21 protein-coding genes, 1 tRNA gene and 1 pseudogene are annotated in these 24482 nt (G+C 69.5%); 7 read left to right on the forward strand and 16 right to left on the reverse strand.

The window, feature by feature from the left end; genetic code table 11:
* Positions 1–43: 43 nt before the first annotated feature.
* Entirely contained in the window at positions 44–1864 is a 1821-nt protein-coding gene (locus tag YWY_RS0115625; protein ID WP_028848384.1) for a CocE/NonD family hydrolase, read from the forward strand.
* Between the two features lie 785 nt (positions 1865–2649).
* On the opposite strand, the gene YWY_RS22325 is transcribed toward YWY_RS0115625, so the two are convergent.
* Both YWY_RS22325 and YWY_RS22330 read right to left on the reverse strand, forming a co-directional pair.
* Positions 2650–3072: an SsgA family sporulation/cell division regulator gene (locus tag YWY_RS22325; protein WP_051310334.1), complete on the reverse strand. Its 423-nt coding sequence runs from the start codon at positions 3070–3072 to the stop codon at positions 2650–2652.
* 347 nt (positions 3073–3419) lie between these two features.
* Positions 3420–4574, reverse strand: a complete 1155-nt coding sequence (locus YWY_RS22330) for a methyltransferase domain-containing protein (RefSeq protein WP_156899295.1) — start codon at positions 4572–4574, stop codon at positions 3420–3422.
* A gap of 398 nt (positions 4575–4972) precedes the next feature.
* On the opposite strand from YWY_RS22330, the gene YWY_RS0115645 reads away from it, so the two are divergent.
* Positions 4973–5062: transfer RNA gene (locus YWY_RS0115645), tRNA-Ser, on the forward strand.
* Positions 5063–5680, forward strand: coding sequence for a GNAT family N-acetyltransferase (locus YWY_RS22335; RefSeq protein WP_084609311.1), 618 nt, complete (start codon positions 5063–5065; stop codon positions 5678–5680).
* Positions 5681–5822: 142 nt separating this feature from the next.
* On the opposite strand, the gene YWY_RS0115655 is transcribed toward YWY_RS22335, so the two are convergent.
* The 4 genes from YWY_RS0115655 to ilvD all read right to left on the reverse strand — a co-directional run bounded on the left by YWY_RS0115655 (position 5823) and on the right by ilvD (position 10706).
* On the reverse strand, positions 5823–6401 hold the full coding sequence (locus tag YWY_RS0115655) for a snapalysin family zinc-dependent metalloprotease (RefSeq protein WP_028848385.1): 579 nt from the start codon (positions 6399–6401) through the stop codon (positions 5823–5825).
* A 227-nt stretch (positions 6402–6628) separates the two neighbouring features.
* Complete coding sequence (locus YWY_RS24190) at positions 6629–6796, reverse strand: hypothetical protein (RefSeq protein WP_156899297.1); 168 nt, start codon at positions 6794–6796, stop codon at positions 6629–6631.
* Between the two features lie 41 nt (positions 6797–6837).
* Positions 6838–8691 (reverse strand): endonuclease/exonuclease/phosphatase family protein, encoded by a 1854-nt coding sequence (locus tag YWY_RS0115665; protein WP_051310336.1) that lies wholly within the window; start codon positions 8689–8691, stop codon positions 6838–6840.
* 320 nt (positions 8692–9011) lie between these two features.
* Positions 9012–10706: a dihydroxy-acid dehydratase gene (ilvD, locus tag YWY_RS0115670; protein WP_028848387.1), complete on the reverse strand. Its 1695-nt coding sequence runs from the start codon at positions 10704–10706 to the stop codon at positions 9012–9014.
* A 210-nt stretch (positions 10707–10916) separates the two neighbouring features.
* Here ilvD and YWY_RS22340 point away from each other — a divergent pair.
* Positions 10917–11414 (forward strand): annotated as a pseudogene (locus tag YWY_RS22340) (N-acetyltransferase family protein); the annotation flags it as partial.
* A 51-nt stretch (positions 11415–11465) separates the two neighbouring features.
* Here YWY_RS22340 and YWY_RS0115680 read toward each other — a convergent pair.
* Together YWY_RS0115680 and mftR are read right to left on the reverse strand one after the other, a co-directional pair.
* The gene (locus YWY_RS0115680) at positions 11466–12185 is read right to left on the reverse strand and encodes a siderophore-interacting protein (RefSeq protein WP_028848388.1); all 720 of its coding nucleotides are present in this window, start codon (positions 12183–12185) and stop codon (positions 11466–11468) included.
* Positions 12186–12226: 41 nt separating this feature from the next.
* Positions 12227–12856 (reverse strand): mycofactocin system transcriptional regulator, encoded by a 630-nt coding sequence (gene mftR / locus YWY_RS22345; RefSeq protein WP_038045446.1) that lies wholly within the window; start codon positions 12854–12856, stop codon positions 12227–12229.
* A 65-nt stretch (positions 12857–12921) separates the two neighbouring features.
* Between mftR and YWY_RS0115690 the strand changes: the two genes are divergently transcribed.
* Positions 12922–13725 (forward strand): mycofactocin-coupled SDR family oxidoreductase, encoded by an 804-nt coding sequence (locus YWY_RS0115690; RefSeq protein ID WP_028848389.1) that lies wholly within the window; start codon positions 12922–12924, stop codon positions 13723–13725.
* On the forward strand, positions 13722–14402 hold the full coding sequence (mftE, locus tag YWY_RS0115695) for a mycofactocin biosynthesis peptidyl-dipeptidase MftE (RefSeq protein ID WP_028848390.1): 681 nt from the start codon (positions 13722–13724) through the stop codon (positions 14400–14402). The genes YWY_RS0115690 and mftE overlap by 4 nt, the downstream gene beginning before the upstream one ends.
* Positions 14403–14564: 162 nt before the next feature.
* Here the strand turns inward: mftE and mftF are convergent, their stop codons facing one another.
* From mftF to YWY_RS0115735, 8 genes are all read right to left on the reverse strand, one after another.
* The gene (gene mftF, locus YWY_RS22350) at positions 14565–15917 is read right to left on the reverse strand and encodes a mycofactocin biosynthesis glycosyltransferase MftF (RefSeq protein ID WP_051310338.1); all 1353 of its coding nucleotides are present in this window, start codon (positions 15915–15917) and stop codon (positions 14565–14567) included.
* On the reverse strand, positions 15917–17089 hold the full coding sequence (mftD, locus tag YWY_RS0115705) for a pre-mycofactocin synthase MftD (RefSeq protein ID WP_028848391.1): 1173 nt from the start codon (positions 17087–17089) through the stop codon (positions 15917–15919). Before mftD ends, mftF begins: the two co-directional genes overlap by 1 nt.
* Entirely contained in the window at positions 17089–18306 is a 1218-nt protein-coding gene (mftC, locus tag YWY_RS0115710) for a mycofactocin radical SAM maturase (RefSeq protein WP_028848392.1), read from the reverse strand. The genes mftD and mftC overlap by 1 nt, the downstream gene beginning before the upstream one ends.
* Entirely contained in the window at positions 18303–18596 is a 294-nt protein-coding gene (gene mftB, locus YWY_RS0115715; protein ID WP_028848393.1) for a mycofactocin biosynthesis chaperone MftB, read from the reverse strand. Before mftB ends, mftC begins: the two co-directional genes overlap by 4 nt.
* Positions 18586–18720 carry a mycofactocin precursor MftA gene (gene mftA, locus YWY_RS23820; protein ID WP_084609313.1) on the reverse strand — a complete coding sequence of 45 codons (135 nt, stop codon included), beginning with the start codon at positions 18718–18720 and terminating at the stop codon, positions 18586–18588. The genes mftB and mftA overlap by 11 nt, the downstream gene beginning before the upstream one ends.
* Positions 18721–19437: 717 nt before the next feature.
* The gene (fdxA, locus tag YWY_RS0115725; protein ID WP_028848395.1) at positions 19438–19761 is read right to left on the reverse strand and encodes a ferredoxin; all 324 of its coding nucleotides are present in this window, start codon (positions 19759–19761) and stop codon (positions 19438–19440) included.
* Positions 19758–20852: a 2-oxoacid:ferredoxin oxidoreductase subunit beta gene (locus YWY_RS0115730; protein ID WP_028848396.1), complete on the reverse strand. Its 1095-nt coding sequence runs from the start codon at positions 20850–20852 to the stop codon at positions 19758–19760. Before YWY_RS0115730 ends, fdxA begins: the two co-directional genes overlap by 4 nt.
* Positions 20849–22783, reverse strand: coding sequence for a 2-oxoacid:acceptor oxidoreductase subunit alpha (locus tag YWY_RS0115735; RefSeq protein WP_028848397.1), 1935 nt, complete (start codon positions 22781–22783; stop codon positions 20849–20851). The genes YWY_RS0115730 and YWY_RS0115735 overlap by 4 nt, the downstream gene beginning before the upstream one ends.
* Before the next feature lie 117 nt (positions 22784–22900).
* Here YWY_RS0115735 and YWY_RS0115740 point away from each other — a divergent pair, with 117 nt between their 5' ends.
* Complete coding sequence (locus YWY_RS0115740) at positions 22901–24478, forward strand: aldehyde dehydrogenase family protein (RefSeq protein WP_211227615.1); 1578 nt, start codon at positions 22901–22903, stop codon at positions 24476–24478.
* The last annotated feature ends 4 nt before the right edge of the window (positions 24479–24482 follow it).

Here is a 24482-nt window from a genome sequence, read left to right on the forward strand (position 1 = left end):
TTTCATTTACCCACGGGGGGTATTTGTGTCCATTTTTCGTCGTATGAAACGGTTGGCAACGGCGGTTGCCATCGCCGTTCTCGCATGTGCCGGCACGGTGGCCGCGGTCCATCCTGCGGAAGCCGGTGTGGCGACCGAGGAATACGCCGGCGTCGCTCAATTCGAAACGGTGATCACCGACCGGGAGGGTGACAAACTCAAGGCCTACATCCTGCGGCCGGCGGACGCCCACGGAAAACCGGTCGACGGCAAGTTCCCGGTGATCATGCACTACACGTACTTCCCGGCGATCACCTGGGAACGCACCACCGCCCCGGTCATGCAGCCATTGTGGACGGTGCTCGGGTTCAACCTGGCCGAACGGTTCGACGAGTTCGTTCGCCGCGGTTACGTCGTGGCCCACGTGAGCATGCCCGGTGCTGGCGGTTCGCAGGGGCACTTCACCTGGGACAAGAAGCGGCTCGGCCGATCCGGATACGACGCCGTGGAATGGCTGGCCAAGCAGCCCTGGTCGACCGGGAAGGTCGGCATGTTCGGCGGTTCCGGCAACGGGATCGCCCAGCTGTGGACCGCGGCGGAGAAGCCGCCGCACCTGACCACGATCATCCCGGCGGTCGCGTTCCAGGACTTCTACCGCGACACGATGTACCGGGGAGGTATGCCGGCCGCCGGGGAGGCCGCCCTGATCGCCGGGCTCGCCGCAGGGATCTGGGCGTGGCAGGGCAACGGGATCCCCGACGACGTCGACGAGGCTAACTACCTGCTGGAGACCATGCTCAAGCGGGTCACCGAGCTCAAGGCGCCGCCGCCGTTCCTGCTCGAGTGGTACAGCCACCCCACCAAGGACTCCTACTGGGACAACTTCGTCTACGAGGTGAAGGACATCACCATCCCGGTGTGGTCGTGGGGCAACTGGGACGACCACTTCGTCCTGGGCAACGTGCGCCTGTTCCAGGAGGTCGGCTCGAAGCACAAGATGCTGACGCTGGGCGCCAACGGGCACAGCACCCAGCCCGGCTTCGACCCGATTCACCAGGCACTGCGCTGGTACGACTACTGGCTGAAGGGCAAGCGCGACAACGGCATCGCCGAGGAGATGGCCGGCGCGCCGGTCCGCTACTACGTCCGCGGTGCCAACGAATGGCGGACCGCCACCAGCTGGCCGCCGTCCGACGTGGACGTCAAGCGGCTCTACGCCGACGGCGGTGCGCCGCTGAAGCCGGCCACCGGGCGCCTGTCGGAACGGCCGCCGCAAGGCAACGGCGGGTCGGACAGCTACCTCTACACACCGGTGAGCAGCCGGCTCGGTGCGCAGAACGGGTTCCTCAACCAGCGGGTGCCGCTGCTGATGCCACGCAAGCCGATCACCGACGACACGTCCACGCTGCTGGCGTTCAACAATCCGACCGGTCAGATCGATCAGCGGTTGAACGCGGCCGACTCGGTCACCTACGTGGGTCCGGTTCTGGATCGGGACGTCGAGGTCACGGGCGAACCCAAGGTGACCCTGCGGGCGTCCAGCACGGCCACCGACACCGACTGGGTGGTGCGCTTGGTGGACGTCTACCCGGACGGGTCGGTGGTTCCGCAGCCGGGGTACTGGAACCTCGTCGAGACCGGCTGGTTGAAGGGCACGCACCGCAACGGACACCGCAATCCGGTTCCGATTCCCCCGGGCAAGACGGTGACGTATGAGATCGACGTCTGGCCGACGTCCTATCTGTTCAAGAAGGGGCACCGGATCGGCCTGCAGATCGCGTCCGCGGATCCGCGCACACTGCCGAACCTGACCCCCGCGCTCAACACCGTGCATCGCTCCGGCGCGTCGCCCACGTTCGTGGAGGTGCCGGTGCGGCCGCACTAGCCGGAGCGGTTGCCCGCCCTTCGACGGGTGGCGGTGCCGGCAAGGCGTTCGGTGCCCAGGGGTGCGGAAGGTCGCCCAGCCGGGGCCGGGTCGTCGGTGCGCGTCGACCCGGCCACCGGGCGGGTCGTGGTGCGGTCCGGTACGCCGGGCCACCCGCACTCGGGCGCCGAGCGCCTCGATCCGGACGACCGCCGACGCCGTCGGTCCGACGCGTCGACGGTGTCGGCGGTCGTGGTCCTGTTGCTAACGGCCGTGGTGTTGCGGGCCGGGGTGTCCGGGTGGTGTGTACGCCCGTCGACGGCGCCCGGGTCGGCATCACCTGCGGGGCGGGCAGGGCTTTCGTGGTCTGCCGTGGTGTTGCGGGCCGGAGTGTCCGGGTGGTGGTGCACGCTCGTCGTCTGCCGCGGCACCACGAACCGGGGCGACCGGCGTGCCCTTTGTCGGTGATGCCGAACGGGTGGCCCCACCGGTCGCCGTGCCGGTCGTTCCGCCGGGCGCCCGACTGGACGTCCATCGGCCGCGGCTCGGGAGCCGCTGATGGAGCCGAGCGCTGCCGACGTGGCGCACCCGGCTCGCCTGATGCTCGGGTTCGCCGGTGAGGCGGTGCCCCGTGGTGCCGTGAGCAAGGGTCAGCCCGGGCCTTGGCTGAGGGAGCGAACCAGGCCCGGGCTGGGGTCGAAGGATCATCACGAGCCTCGCGGAGCACGCGCGCGGGAGGGAGCGCTGTCGGGGGAAGTCGGTGGTGGAGGCTGCGGTCGTTGGGGCTGGGGCGTTCAGCCGGCTACCTAGCGCTGCGGCGTCCAGTCGGCCGAGGCCGACGAGGCGAAGATCTTGGCGAGAACGGCGTCCAGGTCGAGGTAGTCCGTCTCGGCGCCACGCGGGACCAAGGCGGTGCTACCGGCGGCGAAGGCCGCGACCTCGCTGCGGGGGAAGCGGATCTGCGCCCGGCCGTCGGGCGAGCTGATGTGGACGCACAGCTTGTTGTCCTCGCTGTGGATGTGGACGTCGCCTTTGCCGGACGGGACACCGTCCAAGGCGTCCAGCAGCAAGTCCCGCGCGAAGCACCACGTCTGGGTGGGGAACACCATCCACAGTGCGTACGGGTCTTCCGGGCTGTACCGGAACTGGACGTCCATGGGCCGCGGCGTGGACCCGTTGACCGTGACCTGCGCGTCGAGGGTTTTGCGGATGTCGTGCTCGAAGATCATTGGTGGCTCCGGACGAAGTCGTTGTCGGCGGCAGGGGTGCCGCACAAGACAAAGTTCGCGGATCGTTGTCAAGAAATCAGGCGTGCTGGCCCTTCGACTTCGCGTGCCATCCCGCTTGATGTGCGCGGGACTTCCCTCGGCCGCATGAGGGGATCCCCACCGGCGGAGGGTTTGCCCGGGTGCTCGGTACGGGTGTCGGAAGATCCTCCGTCGCAAGACTTTCCCCAGCTCAGCGGCCGTCGGTTGGGCGGACGGGAGTAGCTGATCGATCGGCGGGCTCGCCGGTAGGGATGTCCCCCGACGACCGATCGTTGGCCGTCGGCAGGCAGTGGAGGGCCGTGCTCGGGTCAGCTGTCGTCACGCTGGATCATGGGCGCCGTATGACGCGGCGCTGACGAACTCGGCAGCACCCATTGCTGCGGCGAAGCGGGGTCGTCGAGCCAGATCTTGTGAGTGCCGTCCGGTTCGACGGTGATGCCGTATCGCTCCGCGGCGGGGCGTCCTTTTCCTTCCCACCACCGGTAGGCATCGTCGACCTCGTCCCACAAGCGTCGCGGTCCGAACTGCTGCACACGCCACGGATGATGGTCGCGAAGCATCGTGACCCGCGCCCACGACCGTGTGCGGACATCGTGGAGCTCGATGTGCCGGCGGTTTGTGGAGACGTCTTCGACGGTGTAGTAGCAGTGGGGCACCCGCAGCCCGATAGTGAACGCTGCGTGCGTGAACTCCACCATCTCGAACAGCTCACGTGCCGTCCGTTCGGTCGACGACACGTGGGCGGAGGCCAGCTCTTCTTCGCTCGGGTCCACGAAATCGCGGCGTTGGCTGCGCACCCGCATGAAGGTCAGGTTGCGACCGCATCGGCCAACGGCTGACCCGTCGTCGCGCGTCGTCAGTCGGGTCAGGGCGTCGTCGCCGAAGTCGGTTCCCCATGGCGTGACGATGACGCCGCCCGGTCGTGTTTGCTGGATCCACATACGCGGGATCCGCGCCACGGAGGCGGTGCTGATGATGCGGTCGTACGGTGTTCCAGGCGAATAGCCGAGGGTTCCGTCGCCGACGATCACCTGCACCCGGTGGCCCGTTCTTCCGAGAGCTTGACAAGCGTGGTCAGCTACCGCAGGGTCGATCTCAATCGACGTGACTTTCCCGCGCTCGCCCACGCGTTCGGCCAAGAGCGCGGCGTTCCATCCGGTCCCGGTGCCGATCTCCAGCACGCGGTGGCCGGGGCGAACATCCAGCGCCTCAAGCATGGCGGCGACGATGGACGGCTGGCTGCACGAACTCGTCGGCCGCAATCCGACCTGCTCGGCTGTGGTCGCGCCGTCGTCCACCTGCGTGACGATGGGCACGTCGGAGTCGACCAGCGCTCGCCACTCAGACTCTGACTTTTCGCGCGCGATCGCAACGAATCCGTCGCTGCGGGGATCATCCACCCACACGAGCGACGGGACAAAAGCGTCACGCGGAACCGTAAGAACGTCGCGCCAGTCGCGCATCAGTCCCACCTACTTGTCGTTGGTGGACTCGTCGCCATTCTCATGCTTGTTCTGGTCGCATTTGTCGCCCCAATTCTCCCAGCGATCAGGCTGCGGGACACCGTGACCGTCACGGTCTTTGTCGTGTTTTCCCAACGACTTGTCTCCCCTCCAGTCGTCGAACACCGCGGGACGACCGTGTCGGCACCGCGGTCAGGTGGATCACCGGCGATGTGGCTTCGGCACTGAGTGAGACGCCGTCCGTAAGGAAACCAGCGGCCTGACGGCAGCCAGGTGTGAGTGCGAGGGCGGGTAGCCCGAGGGTGACGAGAGGAAGCAGTGCGGCCAGTCGGGACGGCCATCGTGCCGCCTCGGCCCCGGTGCGTCCCCAGATCCGCTGGTCAGGTACCCTCGTGCGCGGAGGATTGGCCGAGCGGCCTAAGGCGCACGATTGGAAATCGTGTTGGGTGTAACAGCCCTCACGGGTTCGAATCCCGTATCCTCCGCCAGTGGCCAGCACGAACGCCGGACAGCCCGGACGCGGGCGGTCCGGCGTTCGGCTTTCCGGGCTTGGCGCGACGCCAGCAGTCGTCGTTCGTCCCCGCAGGGACGATGACATCGGTCCGCTCGCAGACATCCTCGTCCGCGTACATGAACGGGATGGGTATCCGGTCGAAGGCGTCGATGATCCGATCGCGTGGTTGCGCGCCCCGAACGAGCTGGGCAGCTGGACGGCCGAGTGGGATGGTGTGCCGGTCGGGCACGTGATGCTCCTGCGCGCCATGGCGTCCGACGATGTGGTGCGATCGTGGCGCGGACGAACCGGTCGGGACATTTCCCGGCTGGCCATCCTGGCGCGGCTGTTCGTGGACCCGGCCGCCCGCAGGCTCGGTGCGGGCAGGCGGCTGGTGACTGACGTGCTGAGCCATGCGTCCGGGCTCGGTTGTTCCGTGGCGCTGGACGTCATGATGAAGGACCAAGCCGCAATCCGGCTCTACGAGAGTCTTGGTGCACAGCACTTGGGCGGCGTCTGCCACCACTACGGCGAGGGGCAGGCCGAGCCCGCTGCCGTCTACGCATGGCTGGACGGCGTACCGGGGAACCGGGCGCAGGCACGCCGCCCATGACGAAATGGCCCGTGCGTGCAGGTGCCGTCGGGGCGACACCCGATCTGCGGTCACCGGCGCCGCAAACGGCCCCTGCGTGCAGAGGCCGCCGGGGCGGGCTGTGTTCCCTGGCAGGCTGGGCTGGTAGCTCGACCGCGCAGGGTCAGCGGTCGACCAGGATCTTGCCTTTGTCGGCGTACCGGCGCTGCGCCGCGGAGGCGTAGTTCTCCTCGACCAGGGCGATCTCCTCGGCGTTCGGCACGGCGTTGGTGCAGTCGACACCGGCCGTGCTTCCGGACATCAGGCTCGAGCACGGGCCCGGCTTCATGTCCGGTAGGCCGAGGCTGTGGCCGAATTCGTGCGCTGCGATGCGGACGACGTGGTGCCCCTGGTCGACGGCTTCCTTGCCCATCCAGACCGTCAGGTGCTCGCCGGGCATCGCCGGGCCCAACTCGGCGCGCGGCCAGCCCGGGTCGGCAACGAACGTGACTTCCGCGTCGTCGCCCGGGTCCGCCTCGTCGATCTGCACGTTCTCCAGGTGTTCGTTCCAGATCGCGATGGCCCGGGTGATGGCGTCGTAGTACTCGGGGGCCCGGCTGGCGTCGTAGGTGATGGTGATCGGCGCGCGGGGGGTTGGCGCCTGGCCGGCCGGCGCGGCGGTGGCCGTGGGCGCGGTGGCCAGCAGCGGCAGGATCATGGCTGCCGCGGCGACGAGCGTGCGTATCGATGTGCGAGCGACCATGCCTTCCTCGCTTTCCCGGTGAGACGACTAGGCACGACAACCGACGGCAACCATCCCCTCCGGGGTAGCACCCGCACGATGCCGCCGACCACGTTCTTTCGTCGGGCAGTCCGCCCTGGCCGGTACGCATTGCGACATCAACCGCTCACGCGGGCAGCAACCGACTTCCGCCGGAAACGACGAAGCCGGAGCCCGCATGGTGCGAGCCCCGGCTTCGTCGTGACGCTCTACTCGTCGTCCGGCAGCGCGTGGTCGGCCTTTCCGGGGTTCGGGTCCCGGCTCAGGTCGATCAGCGGGTGGCGCTCCGCGCCTTCGGGCAGCGCGTGGTCCGCCACCCCGGGCGTGGGGTCACGGGTCAGATCGATGTGCTCGCGCCCGGTCGGCTTGTCGCTCATGAGCTCCCTCCAGTTCCGTCGACCACGGCAACCCTAGCCGCCTACTTCCTCCCGCCCGGCTTGAGGCGCACCACCGCCGGGTCGTGGTCGCTGGTCTGGTCGTGGAACTCGGCGTTGATGTGCACGATGTCGAACGCCACCGACTTGAACCCGCGCGAGGTCAGGATGTGGTCCAGCACCTGCGACTTGCCGTCGAAGACGTACGTGTAGCGCTCCTCCGGCGGCAGGATCTCCACCAGGTCGGTGAGGGCCCGGTCCTTGGTGAGCACCCGCAGGGTCGGCGAGAACGAGAAGTCGTTCAGATCGCCGGCGACCACGATGCTGGCGAACGGGTCACGCCGCTGGATCTCGTCCACGAATGCCCGCACCGCCTTCGCCTGCTCGATGCGCTGCTCTTCGGACACCCGCGCAGGTGGCTGGAAGCGTCCGTGCACCGGCTGGTCGCCGCCCTTGGAGGCGAAGTGATTGGCCACCACGAACACGGTCTTGCCCCGGAACCGGAACTCCCCGGCCAGCGGCTTGCGGCTGTCGGTGAACGCGGGGTTGTTCGGGTCGATCCGGCCGGGCGAGATCGACAGCCGTGGCTTCTTCCCGCCGACCACCCGCACCGGCGTGGTGGCGTCACCACCGGGCCGGTCGACGAACGTGACCCGCTTCGGGTTGAACAGGAACGCCACCCGGATGTTGCCGCCGGGCTCACCGCCGTCGGCCAGGTCCACCGGATCGATCTGCCGCCATGCGTACCGCGGGCCGCCTGCCGCCACGATGGCGTCGACGAACTTGTTCAACGTCTGGTCCGCGGCGACGACTCCGTCACCGACCCCCTGGGAACCGTTGTTGTCCTGGACTTCTTCCAGCGTCACGATGTCCGGCTCGGCCAGGTTCTCCACGATCCCCTTCGCCAGCGCGTCGAACTTGGCCTGGTCGTCGGACGGATCCAGGTTCTCCACGTTGTAGCTGGCCACCGCCAGCTCGTTGGGTCGCTGTTTGCGGGTGACTTCCCGCTGCAGGCCGCCCGGCTCGACCTCGCCCAGCTCGGTCGCCATCAGCGTGTAGCCGCCGAACTGGTCGTACTCGATCACCCCCGAGGTCTCCCCGGCGAGTGTGTCGCCGGTGTCGGCCTCGGGGAACGGCCGCTCGGCGAACGGGATCAGCGACTCGATCTTCAGCACCCCGGTCGGGTCGGCGTCGTAGCCGGTGTACCGGACCCCGCCGCGGGCGCTCCGGTACTTGTCGGGTTCGGTGGTGACGAACAACTCGTTGTACGCCGTGGTCGGCCCGACGATCGGCACGTCGAACACAGCGACCCGCATGCCCTCCCGGCTCTCCCAGAAGTCCAGGGCGTAGCGGTCGGGTCGCAGTGCGAACGGCTCGATCGAACCGCCCGGCTTCGCGGTCAGCGTGGCGGGCACGGTGCCCGGGGTGATCTTCTCCGCCTCCGGCAGGTCGTTGCCGGACGACGTGACCGTCCAGCTGGCGTCGACCAACTCGGTGGTCGACTGGAACGGCGAATCGCTCGGGTTCGTGGGATAGAACTCCTTCACTGTGCCGGACACCGTCACCGCGTCGCCGACTCGCACGTTCGGCGTGGCACTGCCGGTGAACACGAACAAGCCCTCGGACGTGCGGGGGTCGCCGTCGCCCGTGGGGTCCTGGAACCAGAATCCGCGTGCCGATCCGAACGAACGGATCGCGGTGACGATGCCGCTGACGCCGGTGACCTGTTTGCCGTCGAAGGGCGAAACCCGGGTGATGCCCTGGATCTCCGCGATCGTGGCCTGGGTCGGCTGGGTAGCCGCCGTCGCGGGTACGGCCACCCCGATCGCGGTCAGGGCGACGAGCGAGGCGGCGGACAGCGCCACGATCCGTGCGCGCCTACGTCCGGTGAGAGTCACGGTGATCCCCTGTTCGTCATGCCGATGTGACGGCGTGATCGTCCCCCAAAAGGTTGATCAAGGGAAGACCGTGACGCCCTCGCGCGGGGGATCGGCCAGCACGCAGCGGCCCACCCGGATCGGCGCGCAGGCGGCTGGCTGCCCGGGATTGGCTCGCAGGTGGCCGGTTATCCGGGGATTGGCTCGCGGGTGGCTGGCTGCCCGGGGCCAGCTCCCGGTGGCTGGTTATCCGGGATCAGTCCGCAGGCCGTCGGCCGCCCGGGGTCAGCCCGCACACCGCCGACCCACGGCGGGTCCCGCGAAGGATCGACTCCCGATGGTCAGCCGCAGACGGCGCCGTCGGCGGCCGAGCCGACCAGCTTGGCGTACTTGGCCAGCACGCCGGAGGTGTAGCGCGGCTTGCGCGGCTGCCAGTTCGCCTTGCGGCGGGCCAGCTCCTCCTCGTCCACCAGCACGTCCAGCGTGCGGGCGTCGAGGTCCAGCCGGATCCGGTCGCCGTCCTGCACCAGCGCGATCGGGCCGCCGTGCGCGGCTTCCGGGGCGACGTGGCCTATGCACGGGCCGTGCGTGGCGCCGGAGAACCGGCCGTCGGTGATCAACAGCACGTCCGCGCCCAGGCCGGCGCCCTTGATGGCCGCGGTGACCGCAAGCATCTCGCGCATGCCGGGCCCGCCTGCCGGGCCCTCGTAGCGGATGACCACCGCGTCGCCCGGCTTGATCTGGCCGGCTTCCAACGCGGGCATCACGTCGGCTTCGTCGTCGAACACGCGCGCGGTGCCTTCCATGACCCGCGCGGGCAGCGACGCGCTCTTCACGACCGCGCCCTCCGGGGCGAGCGAGCCGCGCAGGATGGTCAGGCCGCCCGTGCTGGCCAGCGGCTTCGACATGGCCGCGATGATCTTGCCGTCCGGGTCCGGCGGGTCGATGTCGGCCAGGTTCTCGGCCATCGTCTTGCCGGTCACGGTCAGCGTGTCGCCGTGCAGCAGGCCGGCGTCCAGCAGCGCCTTCATCACGACCGGCAGGCCGCCGATCTTGTCGATGTCGCTCATCACGTACCGGCCGAACGGCTTGACGTCGGCCAGCAACGGGGTGCGCTCACCGATCCGGTTGAAGTCGTCGATGGACAGGTCGACCTCGGCCTCGCGGGCGATGGCGAGCAGGTGCAGCACGGCGTTGGTCGACCCGCCGAGCGCGGTGACCACGGTGATGGCGTTCTCGAACGCCTCGCGGGTCAGGATCTGCCGCGCGGTGATGCCCTTGCGGAGCATGCCCACGACCGCTTCACCGCTGCGCTTGGCGTATTCGTCGCGGCGCCGGTCCACCGCGGGCGGCGCCGCGCTGCCGGGCAGCGACATGCCCAGCGCCTCGGCCGCGGAAGCCATGGTGTTGGCGGTGAACATGCCACCGCAGGCGCCCTCGCCCGGGCAGGCGTGGCGCTCGATCTCGTCGAGCTCTTCCCGGGTGATCCGGCCGAGCGCGCACGCGCCGACGCCTTCGAAGGCGTCCTGGATGGTGATGTCGTTGCCGTTGAGGTTGCCGGGCAGGATCGATCCCGCGTACAGGAACACCGAAGCCAGGTCGAGCCGCGCGGCGGCCATCAGCATGCCGGGCAGCGACTTGTCGCAGCCGGCCAGCAGCACCGAGCCGTCCAGCCGTTCCGCGTGCATCACGCACTCCACCGAGTCGGCGATGATCTCCCGGCTGACCAGCGACGAGCGCATGCCCTCGTGGCCCATCGAGATGCCGTCGGAAACCGAGATGGTGCCGAACTCCAGCGGGAAGCCGCCCGCCGCGCGCACGCCTTCCTTGGCGCCCTTGGCGAGCCGCTGCAGGGACAGGTTGCACGGGGTGATCTCGTTCCACGAGGACGCGATGCCGATCTGCGGCTTGTCCCAGTCCTCGTCGGTCATGCCAACGGCGCGGAGCATGGCGCGCGCCGGCGCCCGCTCGTATCCGCTGGTGACCTCGTGGCTGCGTGGCTTGATGTTCACCTCTGGCTGGCCCTGCTCACCCATGCAGGTCATGGTCGCAAATCGGTCAGCAGCCGTGACAGCCAGGTCTGGCGAACATGGGCAGGCAGGCCCGTGGGGCCGGACGGTCACGCCGTCCCGGCAACCGCCCGGTCGCGCACGTCACCCGCTGCGCCGATTCTCGTCTGCCCGGCGATCGTCGACAATCCGACCATGGCGACGAACGTTCCCGCGCCGCGACGAGGTCGTGCCGCCGATCTGCCCGTGGACATACAGGTGCGCGGCCTGCGGGACGAGGACTGGCCCGCCGTGCTTCGCATCTACGGAGAAGGCATCGCCACGGGGATCGCGACGTTCGACACCGTGGTGCCCAGCAGGGCTTCGTTCGACGCACGCTGGCTTCCCGGGCACCGGTGGGTGGCCGAGATCGACGGCGAGGTCGCCGGCTGGGCCGTGTTGAGCCCGGTGTCGAGCCGCGAGTGCTACGCCGGTGTCGCCGAGAGCTCCGTCTACGTCGCCGAGGCTCACCGCGGGCGCGGGGTCGGCAAGACACTGATCGGACACCAGATGGCCGAGGCCGACCGGGCGGGCCTGTGGACGCTGCAGGCCGCCATCATGGCGGCGAACAAGGCCAGCATCGCGCTGTACCACTCGGCGGGCTATCGAACCGTCGGCGTCCGGGAACGGATTGCGCAGCTGAACGGCGTCTGGCACGACACCGTGCTGCTGGAACGCCGATCCGGCGTCGTCTAGGTCAGCGGCGCGCAAGCACCTCGCGATCGTCCGGCAAGCCCGGATGAGCGGTCACGGGCGCCAGTAGCCCATGGCCGTGATGGCCTTGCGGTCCAGCTGGTACCGATCCCGCAGCACGCCGACCAGGCGGCGGGTGGTCTTGGTGTCGCAGGCGACCCAGGCGTGTCTGCCCCGCGCGCAGAAGGCTGCTTCCTCGACGGTCTTCACCAGCCCGGCACCGGCGTCGGTTCGCTGCACCCAGGTGACCTCGGTGCCCGGTGCGGCCGACACCGGCAGCTTCTGGTCGTCCTCGTGCTGCCATTCCAGCCAGACCCGCGCCGGAATCCCGTTCAGCTCCGCCAGCAGGCTGTTGATCGCGGGCAGGGACGCGGTGTCCCCGACGATCAGGTAACCGGACGGGTCGGGCTGGGGCCACGTGAACCTGGTGCCGAGCACCGTCGCGTCGATGGTGTCCCCCGGTTCGGCGGCCCTGGCCCACTCGGTGGCGGGACTGCCGTCGTGCAACGCGAACTCGATGTCCGTGGTGCGGGCGCGCGGATCGGGATCGACCAGGGTGAAGGCACGTTGCTGCAATTTCCTGCCGTTCGGGATCCACAAGCGCACCCACATCGTGGGGTGCACCGGCAGGTGGTCGAGCAGCTCGCCGGTGTCGAACGACAGCCGTAGGCAGTGGTCGGTGACGTACCGGCTGTCGCGCACGGTCAGCCGGTAGTCGCGGCCGCGCCAGGCCTTGACGACGAGGCCGTCGAATCCGCGGGAAGGCTTGGGCATGCAAGGAAGGTTAGGCTAACCTCACTTGTCCTGCCAAGGGGTCATCGTTCGGGCGTGGATGCTGCCACGCTCGCACCGAACCCCGCGGCCAGCTCGGCAAGCATGCGGCTCAGGACGTCGCAGAGGTCGGTGTCCGGATGCAACAGCCAGTGCTCGTAGGCGGCGATGCACACCCCGAGCGTCGCGTGGGAAATGGCCCTGGGCAGCAGCGCGTCCTGCTCCGTCCCGAGCCGCTGGGCCACGAACTCGGCGACGACGGCCCGCCAATCCGCGTAGCGGAGCGTCGAATGCGCCTGCAGCGCCGGGACCTTCAGGATCAGCTCCATGCGCCGCCGATGCCACGGCACGACCTGCGGGTCGAAGCGATTGAAGTCCACCACGACGTCCCGGATGGCCTCCATCAGCGGCTGATCGGGTGGGCAGGAGGCGAACCGGCTGCGCATCGACGCCAGTTGTTCGGTGAAGTTGCCCCAGACGACGTCGTTCTTCGAGCCGAAGTAGCGGAAGAACGTCCGGCGGCCGATGTTCGCGGCGGCGGCGATGTCGTCGATTGTGGTCGCGTCGAAGCCGCGCTCGGCGAACAGCTCGAACGCGACCCGCTCCAGCTCCGCGCGACTGGTGGCCGGGCGACGGCCGCGTCGTGCTCCGTTCCCGGACGTTCTTCGACCCATACTGCTTTCCTGTGGCACTCGTTGTCGCGAGCATCGTATTCCCGGCGGAGTGAGGGGCGACCGACGTGACCGACCAGCCAACGAGCGGCGAGCGGCGGGTTGCCGTCGTCACGGGTGCCGCGCGCGGTATCGGAGCCGCCACCGTCCGGCGGCTGGCCGGCAGCGGCTGGCGGGTGGTTGCGGTGGATCGCTGCGCGGACGACCCGCGGGTGCCGTATCCCTTGGCAACCCGCGCGGAGCTGGCAGCGCTTGCGGCCGAGTACCCGGACGCCGTCCTCGATGTCGTCGCCGATGTGCAGGACTTGGACGCGCTGCGTGACGCCGTCACGCTCGCCGAACAACGATTCGGCGGTGTCCACGCCGCGGTGGCGGCAGCCGGGGTCATCGTGGGCGGCCGCCCGCTGTGGGAGGCGCCCGAACACGAGTGGGACGCGCTTTTCGGGATCTGCGTCACCGGTGTGGCGAACTTGGCCCGCGCGGCGGTTCCTGCGCTTCTTCGGCAACCGGAACCGCGCAGCGGCCGGTTCGTGGCCATCGCCTCGAGCGCGGCGCATCGCGGACTGCTGCATCTGGCCGGCTACAACGCCGCGAAACATGCCGTCGTCGGCCTGGTGAAGGGGCTCGCCCACGACCTGGCAAGCACCGGGGTCTGTGTGACCGCCGTTTCTCCGGGCTCCACCCGCACGGCGATGCTGGACGCCTCCGCTCGGATCTACGACCTGCCCACGGTCGACGAGTTCGCCACCCACCAGCTCAACGGCTTGCTCGATCCCGACCAGGTGGCCGCCGCGGTGTGCTGGCTGTGTTCGCCGGACTCGTCGGCGCTCACCGGGACGGTGGTGCACGCGGACGGGGGCTTCACGGCATGAACCTCGGTGACCTCCGGTCGCCGCAACTGGTGGAACAGGCGGCGCGCACGCTGCTTGCCGTGCCGCTGGGCGCCACCGAGCAGCACGGCCCGCACCTGCCGTTGAGCACCGACACCGTGATCGCCGTCGAGCTGTGCCGACGGCTGGCCGAGCGGGTGCCGGACGTGGTGGTGGCACCGCCGGTTCCCTACGGCTCCAGCGGCGAACACGCGGGGTTCGCCGGGACCTTGTCCATCGGCCGGGCGATGCTGACCGGGCTGGTCGTCGAGCTGGTCCGCTCGGCCGACGACTTCGCCGGAGTGGTGCTGGTCAACGGGCACGGCGGCAACGCGGAGCCGTTGCGTGACGCCGTCCGGACTCTGCGGGCCGAGGGCCGGAACGTCCTGGCGTGGTCGCCGACCGGGCGCGCGGACGACACTCATGCCGGTCACATCGAGACCTCGGTGCTCCTCAGCCTCGCGCACCCTGGGGTCGACCTCGCCGCTGCGGAGCCGGGCGTGACCCTGCCGTTGCCTGACATCATCGACGACCTTCGTCGCGGCGGCCTGGCGGCGGTGAGCCCGAACGGCGTGTTGGGCGATCCGACACACGCGAACGCCGACGATGGCGCCGCGGTGCTCGACCGCTGGACGGACACGCTGGTCGCGGCCGTCACGGAGTGGGCCAGGCGGGATTAGCACGCTGGGGCTAGTGGCTGCCGGCGTCACCGGCGTGCAGGTGGAGGAGTGCGGACGGCGCAGGAAGGGATGGAGGGTTTCGGCATCGCAGGCGGCCAGCCCGAACGCTCTCTTGTGCTCGACCTGCTTGGTCGCGGCGGCCACCGAGTGGGCAGTGCGGGATCAGAACGTGCGGGGTGAGAAGCGGTACCGCCGGGGCAGGAGCGGATCGGGAGTCCGGTACCGCAGGCATCCGACCCACACCCCAACGCCGTAGGCAATATCGTCCGCGATGCGCAACGCTGCCCATCGGACGGACTTGGGGTGTTTCGCGGCTTCGAGCAGGCACGGCAGCAGGCTCGCCAGCAGAACGCGCCTGCCGCGCCGGGTCACCACGGCAAGGGGCCACCAGCCGCGCCGGACCGCCGCGGCCAGCATGCCCCCCGTGGCGGCGGATCCGCCGAGGACCAGCCTCCACGACTCGTCGCCGGGTATCCCGCGCCGACGCAGCCGAGCCGCGGTGCGCGTGGCATCGACCAGCGCGACCGCCGCCGCGGCCGGGGCGAATCCACTGGCAGCCAAACCCCATTCCAATGCGCTGGACAGCGTCAATTGCGCGCAGGTGAGCCGTCCCGGGTGCCGTTGCGCCAGTGGAGCGGCGGAGGTTCCGTAGTCGAACCGCTGGCGCAACCATGACCGCACATCCGGTCGCGGCAGGTGTGCCACGGTTGACGCCGGTTCGTAGCGAACGGTGTAGCCGGCGTCGATCAGCCGCCACACGAAATCGACATCTTCTCCGTAGCGGAGGTCCTCGTCGAACCCGCCGACGGCGGCCAGCGCAGACCGCCGGACGACCAAGGCCGCTGACGGGACATACCCGATCCGGCTCAGCGGCTGGACGCGCCCCGGCTCGGCGCCCATGTCCAGGCTGGAACGGTCCTCTTCATAGCGGGCGATCCCACCCTCACCCGGGAGGCTGCGCACGCGCGGCGCCACCGCGGCGACGCACGGGTCATCGAAATGCGGCAGCACTGCGTCGAGCCAATCCGCCGCCGGACGCGTGTCCGCATCCAAGAAGGCCACCAGTTCGGTGCGCGCGAGCCGCCAGCCCGCGTTACGCGCTGCCGCCGGTCCGCGCGGGCGCTCGTGCCGCACCGCGGCGGAGGGCAAGGGAACGGCCGAACCGTCGTCGACAACGATCCGGTCGGCGACGTTGCCGACGGCGTTCACGACTGCTGCCGCGCCCTCGGCGTCGTCCTTCACCGGGACCACGAGCGTGACGTCGGTGGCGGAGTAACGCCCGCCGACCGGCCGTGGGTGTGCCAGGCCGGCGTCGATCAGCCGCCTGGCCAGCCGCTGCTCACCCTGGTCGTCCCCGACTGGCTTGCCGGCCAGCCAGCCCCGGAGGTAGCCCGCGCCTGCCGGGCTGAGCCGGAGCAGACGCAGCGGTGCGCCGCCGAGCAGGATGCGGTCCCCGTGGAAGCGGCGTACCTGGGCATCCAGGATGAGCCTGGTGCCGGGCCGAACCGGCTGCACTACATGCCCCGAGTGAACCCGTCCGGCATGAGCACGTCGTCCGGCGTCAGGTCGTGCACGGACGCCTTGCCGAGTCCGTACAGGGTGGAGTCGATGCCCTGGCGCAGGATCTCCAGCACGTTGTGCACCCCGCGTTCCCCGTTGGCTGCCATGCCCCACAGGTACGCCCGGCCGATCATCACGGCGCGGGCACCGAGCGCGAGCGCCTTCACCACGTCGCTGCCGCGGCGGATCCCGCCGTCCAGCAGGATCTCGATCTGCCCGCCGACGGCTTTGGCGACGCTCGGCAAGGCGCGGATCGACGCCGGTGTGGTGTCCAGGTTGTTGCCGCCGTGGTTGGACACCGAGATGGCCGTGGCACCGATGTCGACGGCGCGCCGGGCGTCGTCCGGCCGATGCACGCCCTTGATCATGAACGGGCCGTCCCACTGCTCGCGCAACCACTGCAGGTCTGCCCAGGTCGGGGGAGGGGTTTGCATCCAGTCGCCGTAGGCGCCGAAGAACGTCGGGCCCTTCTGCCCCGGCTCGGCCAGGTTCGGTGTGGTCAGGTCCGGCAACCGGCGCGCGCGCAGGTAGCGCAGCAGCCAGCCGGGCCGCACCGACACCTGCGGGGCGAACGACAGCATCGTCTTGAAATCGAGCTTCTCCGGCAGCGGTGGGCTGCCCCAGTCGCGCTGGGTGGCGAACACCCAGTCCAACGTCACGATCAGGCCGACCGCGCCTGCCGACTTGGCCCGGTCCAGGCGTCGCAGGATGCTGTCCCGGTCGCCCTGCCAGTAGATCTGGAAGAACGTCTTCGGATTCGCCGCGACGACCTCCTCGATCGGCTTCGACGCGAACGAGGACAGCCCGATGGCGGTGCCGGACGTGGCGGCCGCTCTGGCCACGGCGACCTCGCCGTCCGGATGCACGGCCTGCACCCCGGTCGGCGAGCAGATCACCGGCAGCGAGATCTCCTGGCCGAGCACCGTGGTCGACAGCTCACGGGTGGCGGGCTGGTCGGCGATGTGCGGCCGCAGCCCGAGTTCGGCGAACGCCGCGGTGTTGTCCGACAGCGTCACGCCCGCTTCCGAGCCCGCCAGCAGCGCCAGGTAGACCGACTTGGGCAGCCGCTTCTTGGCGCGCTGCTGGGCTTCCGCGACGGTTTCGAACCAGTGCCTGGTGCTGGCCATCATGTCCTCCGAGGGTCGGGTAGCCGGAAGCCGGCGAGCGGGCTGGTGTCACACGCGCGATCGGGGATCCGGTCCTCCGGCGGGCCCCAGCCGATGGACACCGGCACGGCGGAACGACGACGTGGTGCGGTGCGGCGCGAGTGGTCCTTGTCCGGCTTCGGCGCCGCGCCCGCCCCGACCAGTTCCAGCGCCCGCTCGGCATTGCCTTTGACGCACTCCGGGTCCGGGCCGTCCAGCGGCAGCCCGGTGAAGAACTTCGCCGCCATGCACCCGCCGCGGCAGGAGTCGTAGGCGGAGCACGACGTGCACGCGCCACCGGTCTGCGGCTGCCGCAACTTCGCGAACAGCGGGGAGGTCCGCCACACCTCGGTGAAGCCGCCCGGGTCGCGGACGTTGCCCGCCAGGAATTCGTCGTGAATGGCGAACGGGCAGGCGTAGACGTCGCCGACCGGGTCGATCAGGCACACCACACGGCCCGCGCCGCACAGGTTGAGCCCGGGCAGCGCGGTCGAGCCCAGCGCGTTGAGGTGGAAGAACGAGTCGCCGGTCAGCACGTTCTCGCCGTGGGCCAGCAGCCACTCGTAGAGCTGGCGCTGCTGCTCCTGGGTCGGGTGCAGTTCGTCCCACACGTCCGCGCCGCGCCCGGACGGCCGCAGTCGGGTGATGCGCAGCTGGGCGCCGAAGTGGTCGGCGATCCGCTTGAATTCGTCGAGCTGGTCGACGTTGTGCCGGGTCATCACCACGCTGATCTTGAAGCCGGTGAACCCGGCAGCGGCGAGGTTCTCCATCGCCCGCCACGCGGTGTGGAACGAGCCGGGACCGCGCACCGCGTCGTTGACCTCCGGCGTGGCCCCGTCCAACGACACCTGGATGTCCACGTAATCCATGGCAGCCAGCTGTCGCGCGCGTTCCGGGGTGATGCGCACGCCGTTGGTGGAGAACTTCACCCCGACCTGGTGGTCGATGGCGTACTCCAGCAGCTCCCAGAAGTCCGATCGGACGGTGGGCTCGCCACCGCCGATGTTGACGTAGAAGACCTGCATGCGCTGCAGCTCGTCGATGACGCGCTTGCACTCCTCGGTGGACAGTTCGCGCGGGTCACGTCGTCCGGAAGACGACAGGCAGTGCGTGCACGCCAGATTGCAGGCGTAGGTGAGCTCCCACGTCAGGCAGATCGGCGCGTCCAGGCCGTACTGGAAGTGATCGACCAGTTTCATCGCGATCCCTCGTCTTCGGGCAGTGGGCGGATGGTGCCCGCCGCGAGCAGCTGGTCCAACGCCTTGACGTACTTGTCGTGCTCGGCGGCGGGCACTCCGGCGGCGGCCAGTGCGGTGTCGACGTCCGGATGCTTGTCCAGTTCCCGCACGACCCGCGTGAGTGCCGGTGTCTTCAGAAAGGACAGGCGGCGCGTGGCGAAGTCGTAGACCAGCGCGCCGAACGGCTCCGGGCGGATCGACACCGTCGGGCTGAGCCGATAAGGCCGCCGGGGATCCAGGTCAGTAGACACCGCACATGCCGTCGATCGACACGTCCTCGACCAGGACGTCTTCCTCGACCTCGGCGGTGTCCTCGACGACGACGGCGGTCTGCGTGTCCTCGTTGCTCATGGCGTCCTCCTCGACGTCGGTCACGTGCCTCCGAGAATATTGACACTTGGTGTCAAATGGAATACTGAATCGATAAGCGCCGCCTGGTGCTGCTCCATCTCCGCTGGTCACGGCGGGTTTCGGCGGGCGGCCAAGGCGAGCGGTCAGAAGCGTCGGCCGGCCAATGGCGCATGCCGGGAAGGGCCCGGGTGGCCGATGGGCAAGCCGCAGGTAGGGATCGGTGACGCAGCAGTGGTCGGCTTGCGGACGCCGGCGAGAAGACAGTTGTGGATGGCTTGGGTACCAGCCAACACGGCAGCGCCGCGCGCCAGCTGGGGGTGGGGTTCGCGTCGGTGAGCGTGGGCTGTGGCTCGTGCTGGCTGGGGGGTTCGCGCTGGTGAGCGTGGGTCGTGGCTCGTGCGACAGCACGAGTGGCGCAATCTGCCGTGTCACGGTGCCTGCGGCCGTTCTGTCGTGGTGTGCGCGGCCCGGCCTGTCATGGTGTGCGCGGCCGTTCTGTCGTGGTGTGCGCTTGCCTGTCCGTCGCGGTGGTGCTGCCTGTCGGTCACGGTGCAAACGGCCTGTGTCGTCACGGCGTCCGCGCTGGTGAGCCGGTCGCCGTCCCGTTGCGCGATGGCACAAGGGGCCAGCCTTCCTGGACAACCATCGTGTCCCTGCGGCACAGGGCCAGTCGTGTCTCTGCGACGCGAGACCAGTCGTGCTCCTGCGGCGCAAGGTCAATCGTGTCTCCGCGGCGGGAGATCAGTCGTGCTCCTGCGGCGGCAGGTCCTTGATCCACTGCGGGTCGTCGGCCACCTTGCCCACCTTCGTCGCACCGCCCGGCGAGCCCAGCTTGGCGAAGAAGTCCGCGTTGGCCTGGGTGTAGTCGGCCCATTCGTCGGGCACGTCGTCTTCGAAGAAGATCGCCTCGGCCGGGCACACGGGCTCGCACGCACCGCAGTCGACGCATTCGTCCGGGTGGATGTAGAGCATCCGCTCGCCCTCGTAGATGCAGTCCACCGGGCATTCGTCGACACAGGTGCGGTCTTTCAGGTCGACGCAAGGTTGCGCGATCACGTAAGTCATCGGTCTTCCTCCACGGTCCACACGTCGCCGCCGTCGATCAGTGCTTGCAGGTCGTCCAGATCGCGCCGTGTCGACGCTTGTGCCCGCACCTGGTCGTCGTACGTCGGGCGGACCACCTGGCGGAAGATCCCGATGGGCGTCTGGTCGAGAGAGCCGGTGTCGGTGAGCCTGCTGATGGCGAACGCCGTGGTCGGGTCGGGGTTGTGGGCGTCGTGGACGAGGATCGCCTCGTCCGGCACGTCGGCGGCAAATGCCGCGCGCACTCCGCCGGTGACCTCGTCGCGGACCAACACCTTGGTGCCGCGGCCGTCTTCGCCCGGCGGGCCGAAGCGGATCTGCTCGCCGTGCTCCAGCGGAATGACGGCGTCCGCCTTGCGATCGTTGTCCTTGAGCGCGTCGAAGGCGCCGTCGTTGAAGATAGGGCAGTTCTGGTAGATCTCCACCAGTGACGTGCCGCGATGTGCCGCGGCGGCGGACAGCACCCGGGTGAGGTGCTTGCGGTCGGAGTCGATGGTGCGCGCCACGAACGTCGCCTCCGCGCCCAGGGCCAGCGAGACCGGATTCACCGGCTGGTCCACCGAGCCCAGCGGTGTGGACTTGGTGACCTTGCCGGTCTCCGAGGTGGGGGAGTACTGGCCCTTGGTGAGCCCGTAGATCCGGTTGTTGAACAGCAGAATCGTCATGTTGACGTTCCGCCGCAGCGCGTGGACGAGGTGGTTCCCGCCGATCGACAAGGCGTCGCCGTCGCCGGTGACCACCCACACCAACAGGTCCTCGCGCGCCGTGGCGATGCCGGTGGCGATGGCGGGTGCCCTGCCGTGGATGGAGTGCATCCCGTACGTGTCGAGGTAGTACGGGAACCGGCTGGAGCAGCCGATGCCGCTGACGAAGACGATGTTCTCCCGGCGCAGCCCGAGCTGGGGAAGGAACCCCTGGACGGCCTTGAGTACGGCGTAGTCGCCGCAGCCGGGGCACCACCGCACCTCCTGGTCGCTGGTGAAGTCCTTGCCGGTGAGTACCTGCCCGTCCGGGAGGGTGGGCACGCCCGCGGTGCCCGGCGTGGGCAGCCCCAGGTCGATCCGGCTGGTCATCGCAGTGCCTCCTCGGTGACACGGGTGTCGGTCGAGCGATGGGACGTCTCGGCCACGCCGAGGTCGGCGAGCGCGTCGAGCAGGATGCCTTCCATCTCCTCGGCGCCGAACGGTGTGCCGCGAACACGGGTGCGTGACTCGGCGTCGACGAGGTACTTGGCGCGCAACAGCAGCGCGAGCTGGCCGAGGTTCATCTCGGGCACCACGACCTTGTCGTAGCGGGCGAGGATCTCGCCCAGGTTCCGCGGGAACGGGTTGAGATGCCGCAGGTGAACTTGCGCGACGTCCAACCCACGCTTGCGCACTCGCCGGACACCCGCGCCGATCGGCCCGTACGTCGAACCCCAGCCGATCACCAGCAACCGTGCGCGTCCGGAGGGGTCGTCGACGGTCACCTCGGGCAGGGTCTCGGCGATGCGATCCACCTTCGCCTGGCGGGTGCGGACCATGTGCTCGTGGTTGGCGGGGTCGTAGGAGATGTTGCCGCGGCCGTCGCTCTTCTCCAGACCGCCGATGCGGTGCTCCAGGCCGGGCGTTCCCGGCGGCGCCCATGGACGCGCCAGCGTCTCGGCGTCGCGCAGGTAGGGCCAGAATTCTTCGGCGCCGTCCGCCGTCGTGTGGTTCGGGCCGGTGGCGAAGTTCGGGTCGATCTTCGGCAGCGACTTGACGTCCGGCAGCCGCCACGGTTCGGAGCCGTTGGCCAAGTAGCCGTCGGAGAGCAAGACCACGGGCGTGCGGAACGTGACGGCGATCCGCACGGCCTCGATCGCCGCGTCGAAGCAATCGGCCGGGGACTGCGGTGCGATGACGGGGAGCGGGGCTTCCCCGTTGCGGCCGAACATCGCCTGCAGCAGATCGGCCTGCTCCGTCTTGGTCGGCAGACCCGTGGACGGGCCGCCGCGCTGGACGTCGACCACGACGAGGGGCAGCTCGAGCATGACCGCCAGGCCCAGGGCCTCCGATTTCAGCGTCATGCCCGGGCCGGACGTGCTGGTCACGCCGAGGTGGCCTGCATACGACGCGCCCAGGGCCGCCCCGATCGCGGCGATCTCGTCTTCGGCCTGGAACGTGGTGACGCCGAAGTCCTTGTGCTTGCTCAGCTCGTGCAGGATGTCCGAGGCCGGAGTGATCGGGTAGGCGCCGAGGAACACCGGCAGGTCCGCCAGCCGGCCCGCGGTGAGCAGGCCGTAGGACAGCGCGAGGTTGCCGGTGATGTTGCGGTAACGGCCCTTGGGCGCCGGGGCGGGCTTCACCTCGTAGGAGACCGCGAACACCTCGGTCGTCTCACCGAAGTGGTAGCCCGCCTTGAACGCCGCGACGTTGGCGTCGCGCAGGTTCGGCTTGGCAGCGAACTTCCTGGTGAGGTGGTCGATCGTGCTCTCGATGGGCCTGCCGTACAGCCACGACACCAGGCCGAGGGCGAACATGTTCTTCGACCGGCTGGCCTCTTTGCGGGTCAGGCCGAAGTCCTTGACCGCCTCGATGGTCATGCCCGTCAGGTCGACCGGGTGCACCTGGAAGCGGGCCAGCGAGTCGTCCTCGAGGGGGTTGCTCGCGTAGCCGGCCTTGCTCAGGTTGCGGGCGGTGAACTCGTGGCTGTCCACGATGATCACCGCGCCGGGCCGCAGATCGGCCACGTTGGCCTTGAGCGCGGCGGGATTCATCGCCACCAGCACGTCCGGGTGGTCACCGGGGGTGAGGATGTCGTGGCTGGCGAAATGCACCTGAAAGGACGACACCCCGGGGATCGTTCCCTGCGGGGAGCGGATCTCGGCCGGGAAGCTCGGGAACGTCGCGAGGTCGTTGCCGAAGACGGCGGTCTGCTGCGTGAACCGGTCTCCGGTGAGCTGCATGCCGTCGCCGGAATCCCCGGCGAACCGGATGATCACGCGATCGACCTGCTTGATCGGCTTCTCGGGTGTGACGGTCATGGCGCTCCGATGCTCGGTGGGAAGTCCCCGCGATAATTCGCTGCTATTGGTGATAATCAATCCTAGGAAAGGTGGGGAGATCGTCAAGCTCGAGGGTTCGCCGAACCCTTCTCAACCATGAACATCATTGCTATGGTCAGGGTGGCGCAGAGCGTGCTCCCCGGGGTAGCGCGAGGAGGCGAGGGAGTGGCCACCATGGCAGTGGAGAAGCGGGCGGCAAGCACCTACATCGACGGAGCCTGGGTCGACGGCGCTTCCGGCGAGTCGTACGTGTCGGTGAGCCCGTCCACCGAGCAGGTCCTCGGCGAGACGGTGACCAGCTCCACCGAGCAGGTCGATCAGGCCGTCGCCGCGGCGCGGAAAGCGTTCGCCGAATCGTCGGAGTGGCGGTCGTGGACGCCGCAGATGCGGGCGGACGCGCTGAACCGGTTCGCCGACATCCTCGAGCGCGAGCGCGAACCGCTGTCCCGGCTGATCGCCTCGGAAGTCGGCACGCCGATCGCCGCGTGCCGGTCGATGCAGGTCGGCGGGCCCATCGAGGTGCTGCGCTGGTACGCCCAGATGGCCGTGAAGGGGCCTCGGGGCGGCTACGAGCAGGCCCTTCCGCACTACCACAACCCGGTCGCCTCCGGCAGTCTGCTGTGCTACGAGCCGGTCGGCGTGGTCGCCTGCCTGCCCGCGTACAACTACCCGCTGAACCTGCTGGTGTGGAAGCTCGGCGGGGCCATCGCCGCCGGGTGCACCACCGTCGTGCTGCCCTCTCCGCAGGGTGCGTGGACCACGCTGCGGGTCTTCGAGCTGCTCGACGAGGTCGGATTGCCGCCCGGCGTGGTGAACCTGGTCGTGGGCGGCCCGGACATCGGCATTCACCTGACCAGCCACCCGGACGTGAACATGGTGTCGTTCACCGGGTCCGACGCCGTCGGCGCCCGGGTGATGTCGCAGGGCGCGCTCGGCTCCATCAGCAAGGCCGTGCTCGAACTCGGCGGAAAGAGCCCCAACATCATCCTGCCCAGCGCGGACCTGCCCGCCACAGTCGCCGCCTCGATCCTGCGGTTCGCCCGCAACGCCGGGCAGGGATGTGCGGCGTGGAGCCGGATCCTGGTGCCCGAGGATCGGATCGACGAGTTCTGCCGCCTGGCCGACGACTTCATCAAGACGATCAAGGTCGGCGATCCGCTGGAGGAGGACACGGTCGTCGGACCGGTCATCTCCGCGGCGCACCGGGCCAAGGTCGAGGGCTGGGTCGACGAGCTGCTCGGCCGTGGCGCGCGCTGGGGTGCGGGCGGCGGCCGACCGGAGGGCCTGACCACCGGGCACTACCTGCGCCCCGGCCTGCTGCGCGACGTCGACCCGGACGATCCGCTGGCGGACACCGAGTTCTTCGCGCCGATCGGCATGATCTTCGGCTACCGCGACGTCGACCACGCGGTCGAGCTTGCGAACAACACCCGCTACGGCCTGGCAGGCAATGTCTTCGGCCCGCTGGACGAGGCGATCGCGGTCGCTCGCCGGGTGCGGGCAGGCACGGTCACCGTCAACGGCGGGTCGGGCATGCGTCCCGACGCCCCGTGGGGCGGTCCCGGCCGGAGCGGCGTCGGCCGTGAGCTGGGTGAGGACGGCTTCGCCGAGTTCTTCGAGGTCAAGCACATCCAGTACGCCCTCGCCGGCATCACCCGCCCGCCGGGGACCTGAGCCA

The organism is Thermocrispum agreste DSM 44070 (genome assembly GCF_000427905.1).
Lineage (GTDB): Bacteria > Actinomycetota > Actinomycetes > Mycobacteriales > Pseudonocardiaceae > Thermocrispum > Thermocrispum agreste.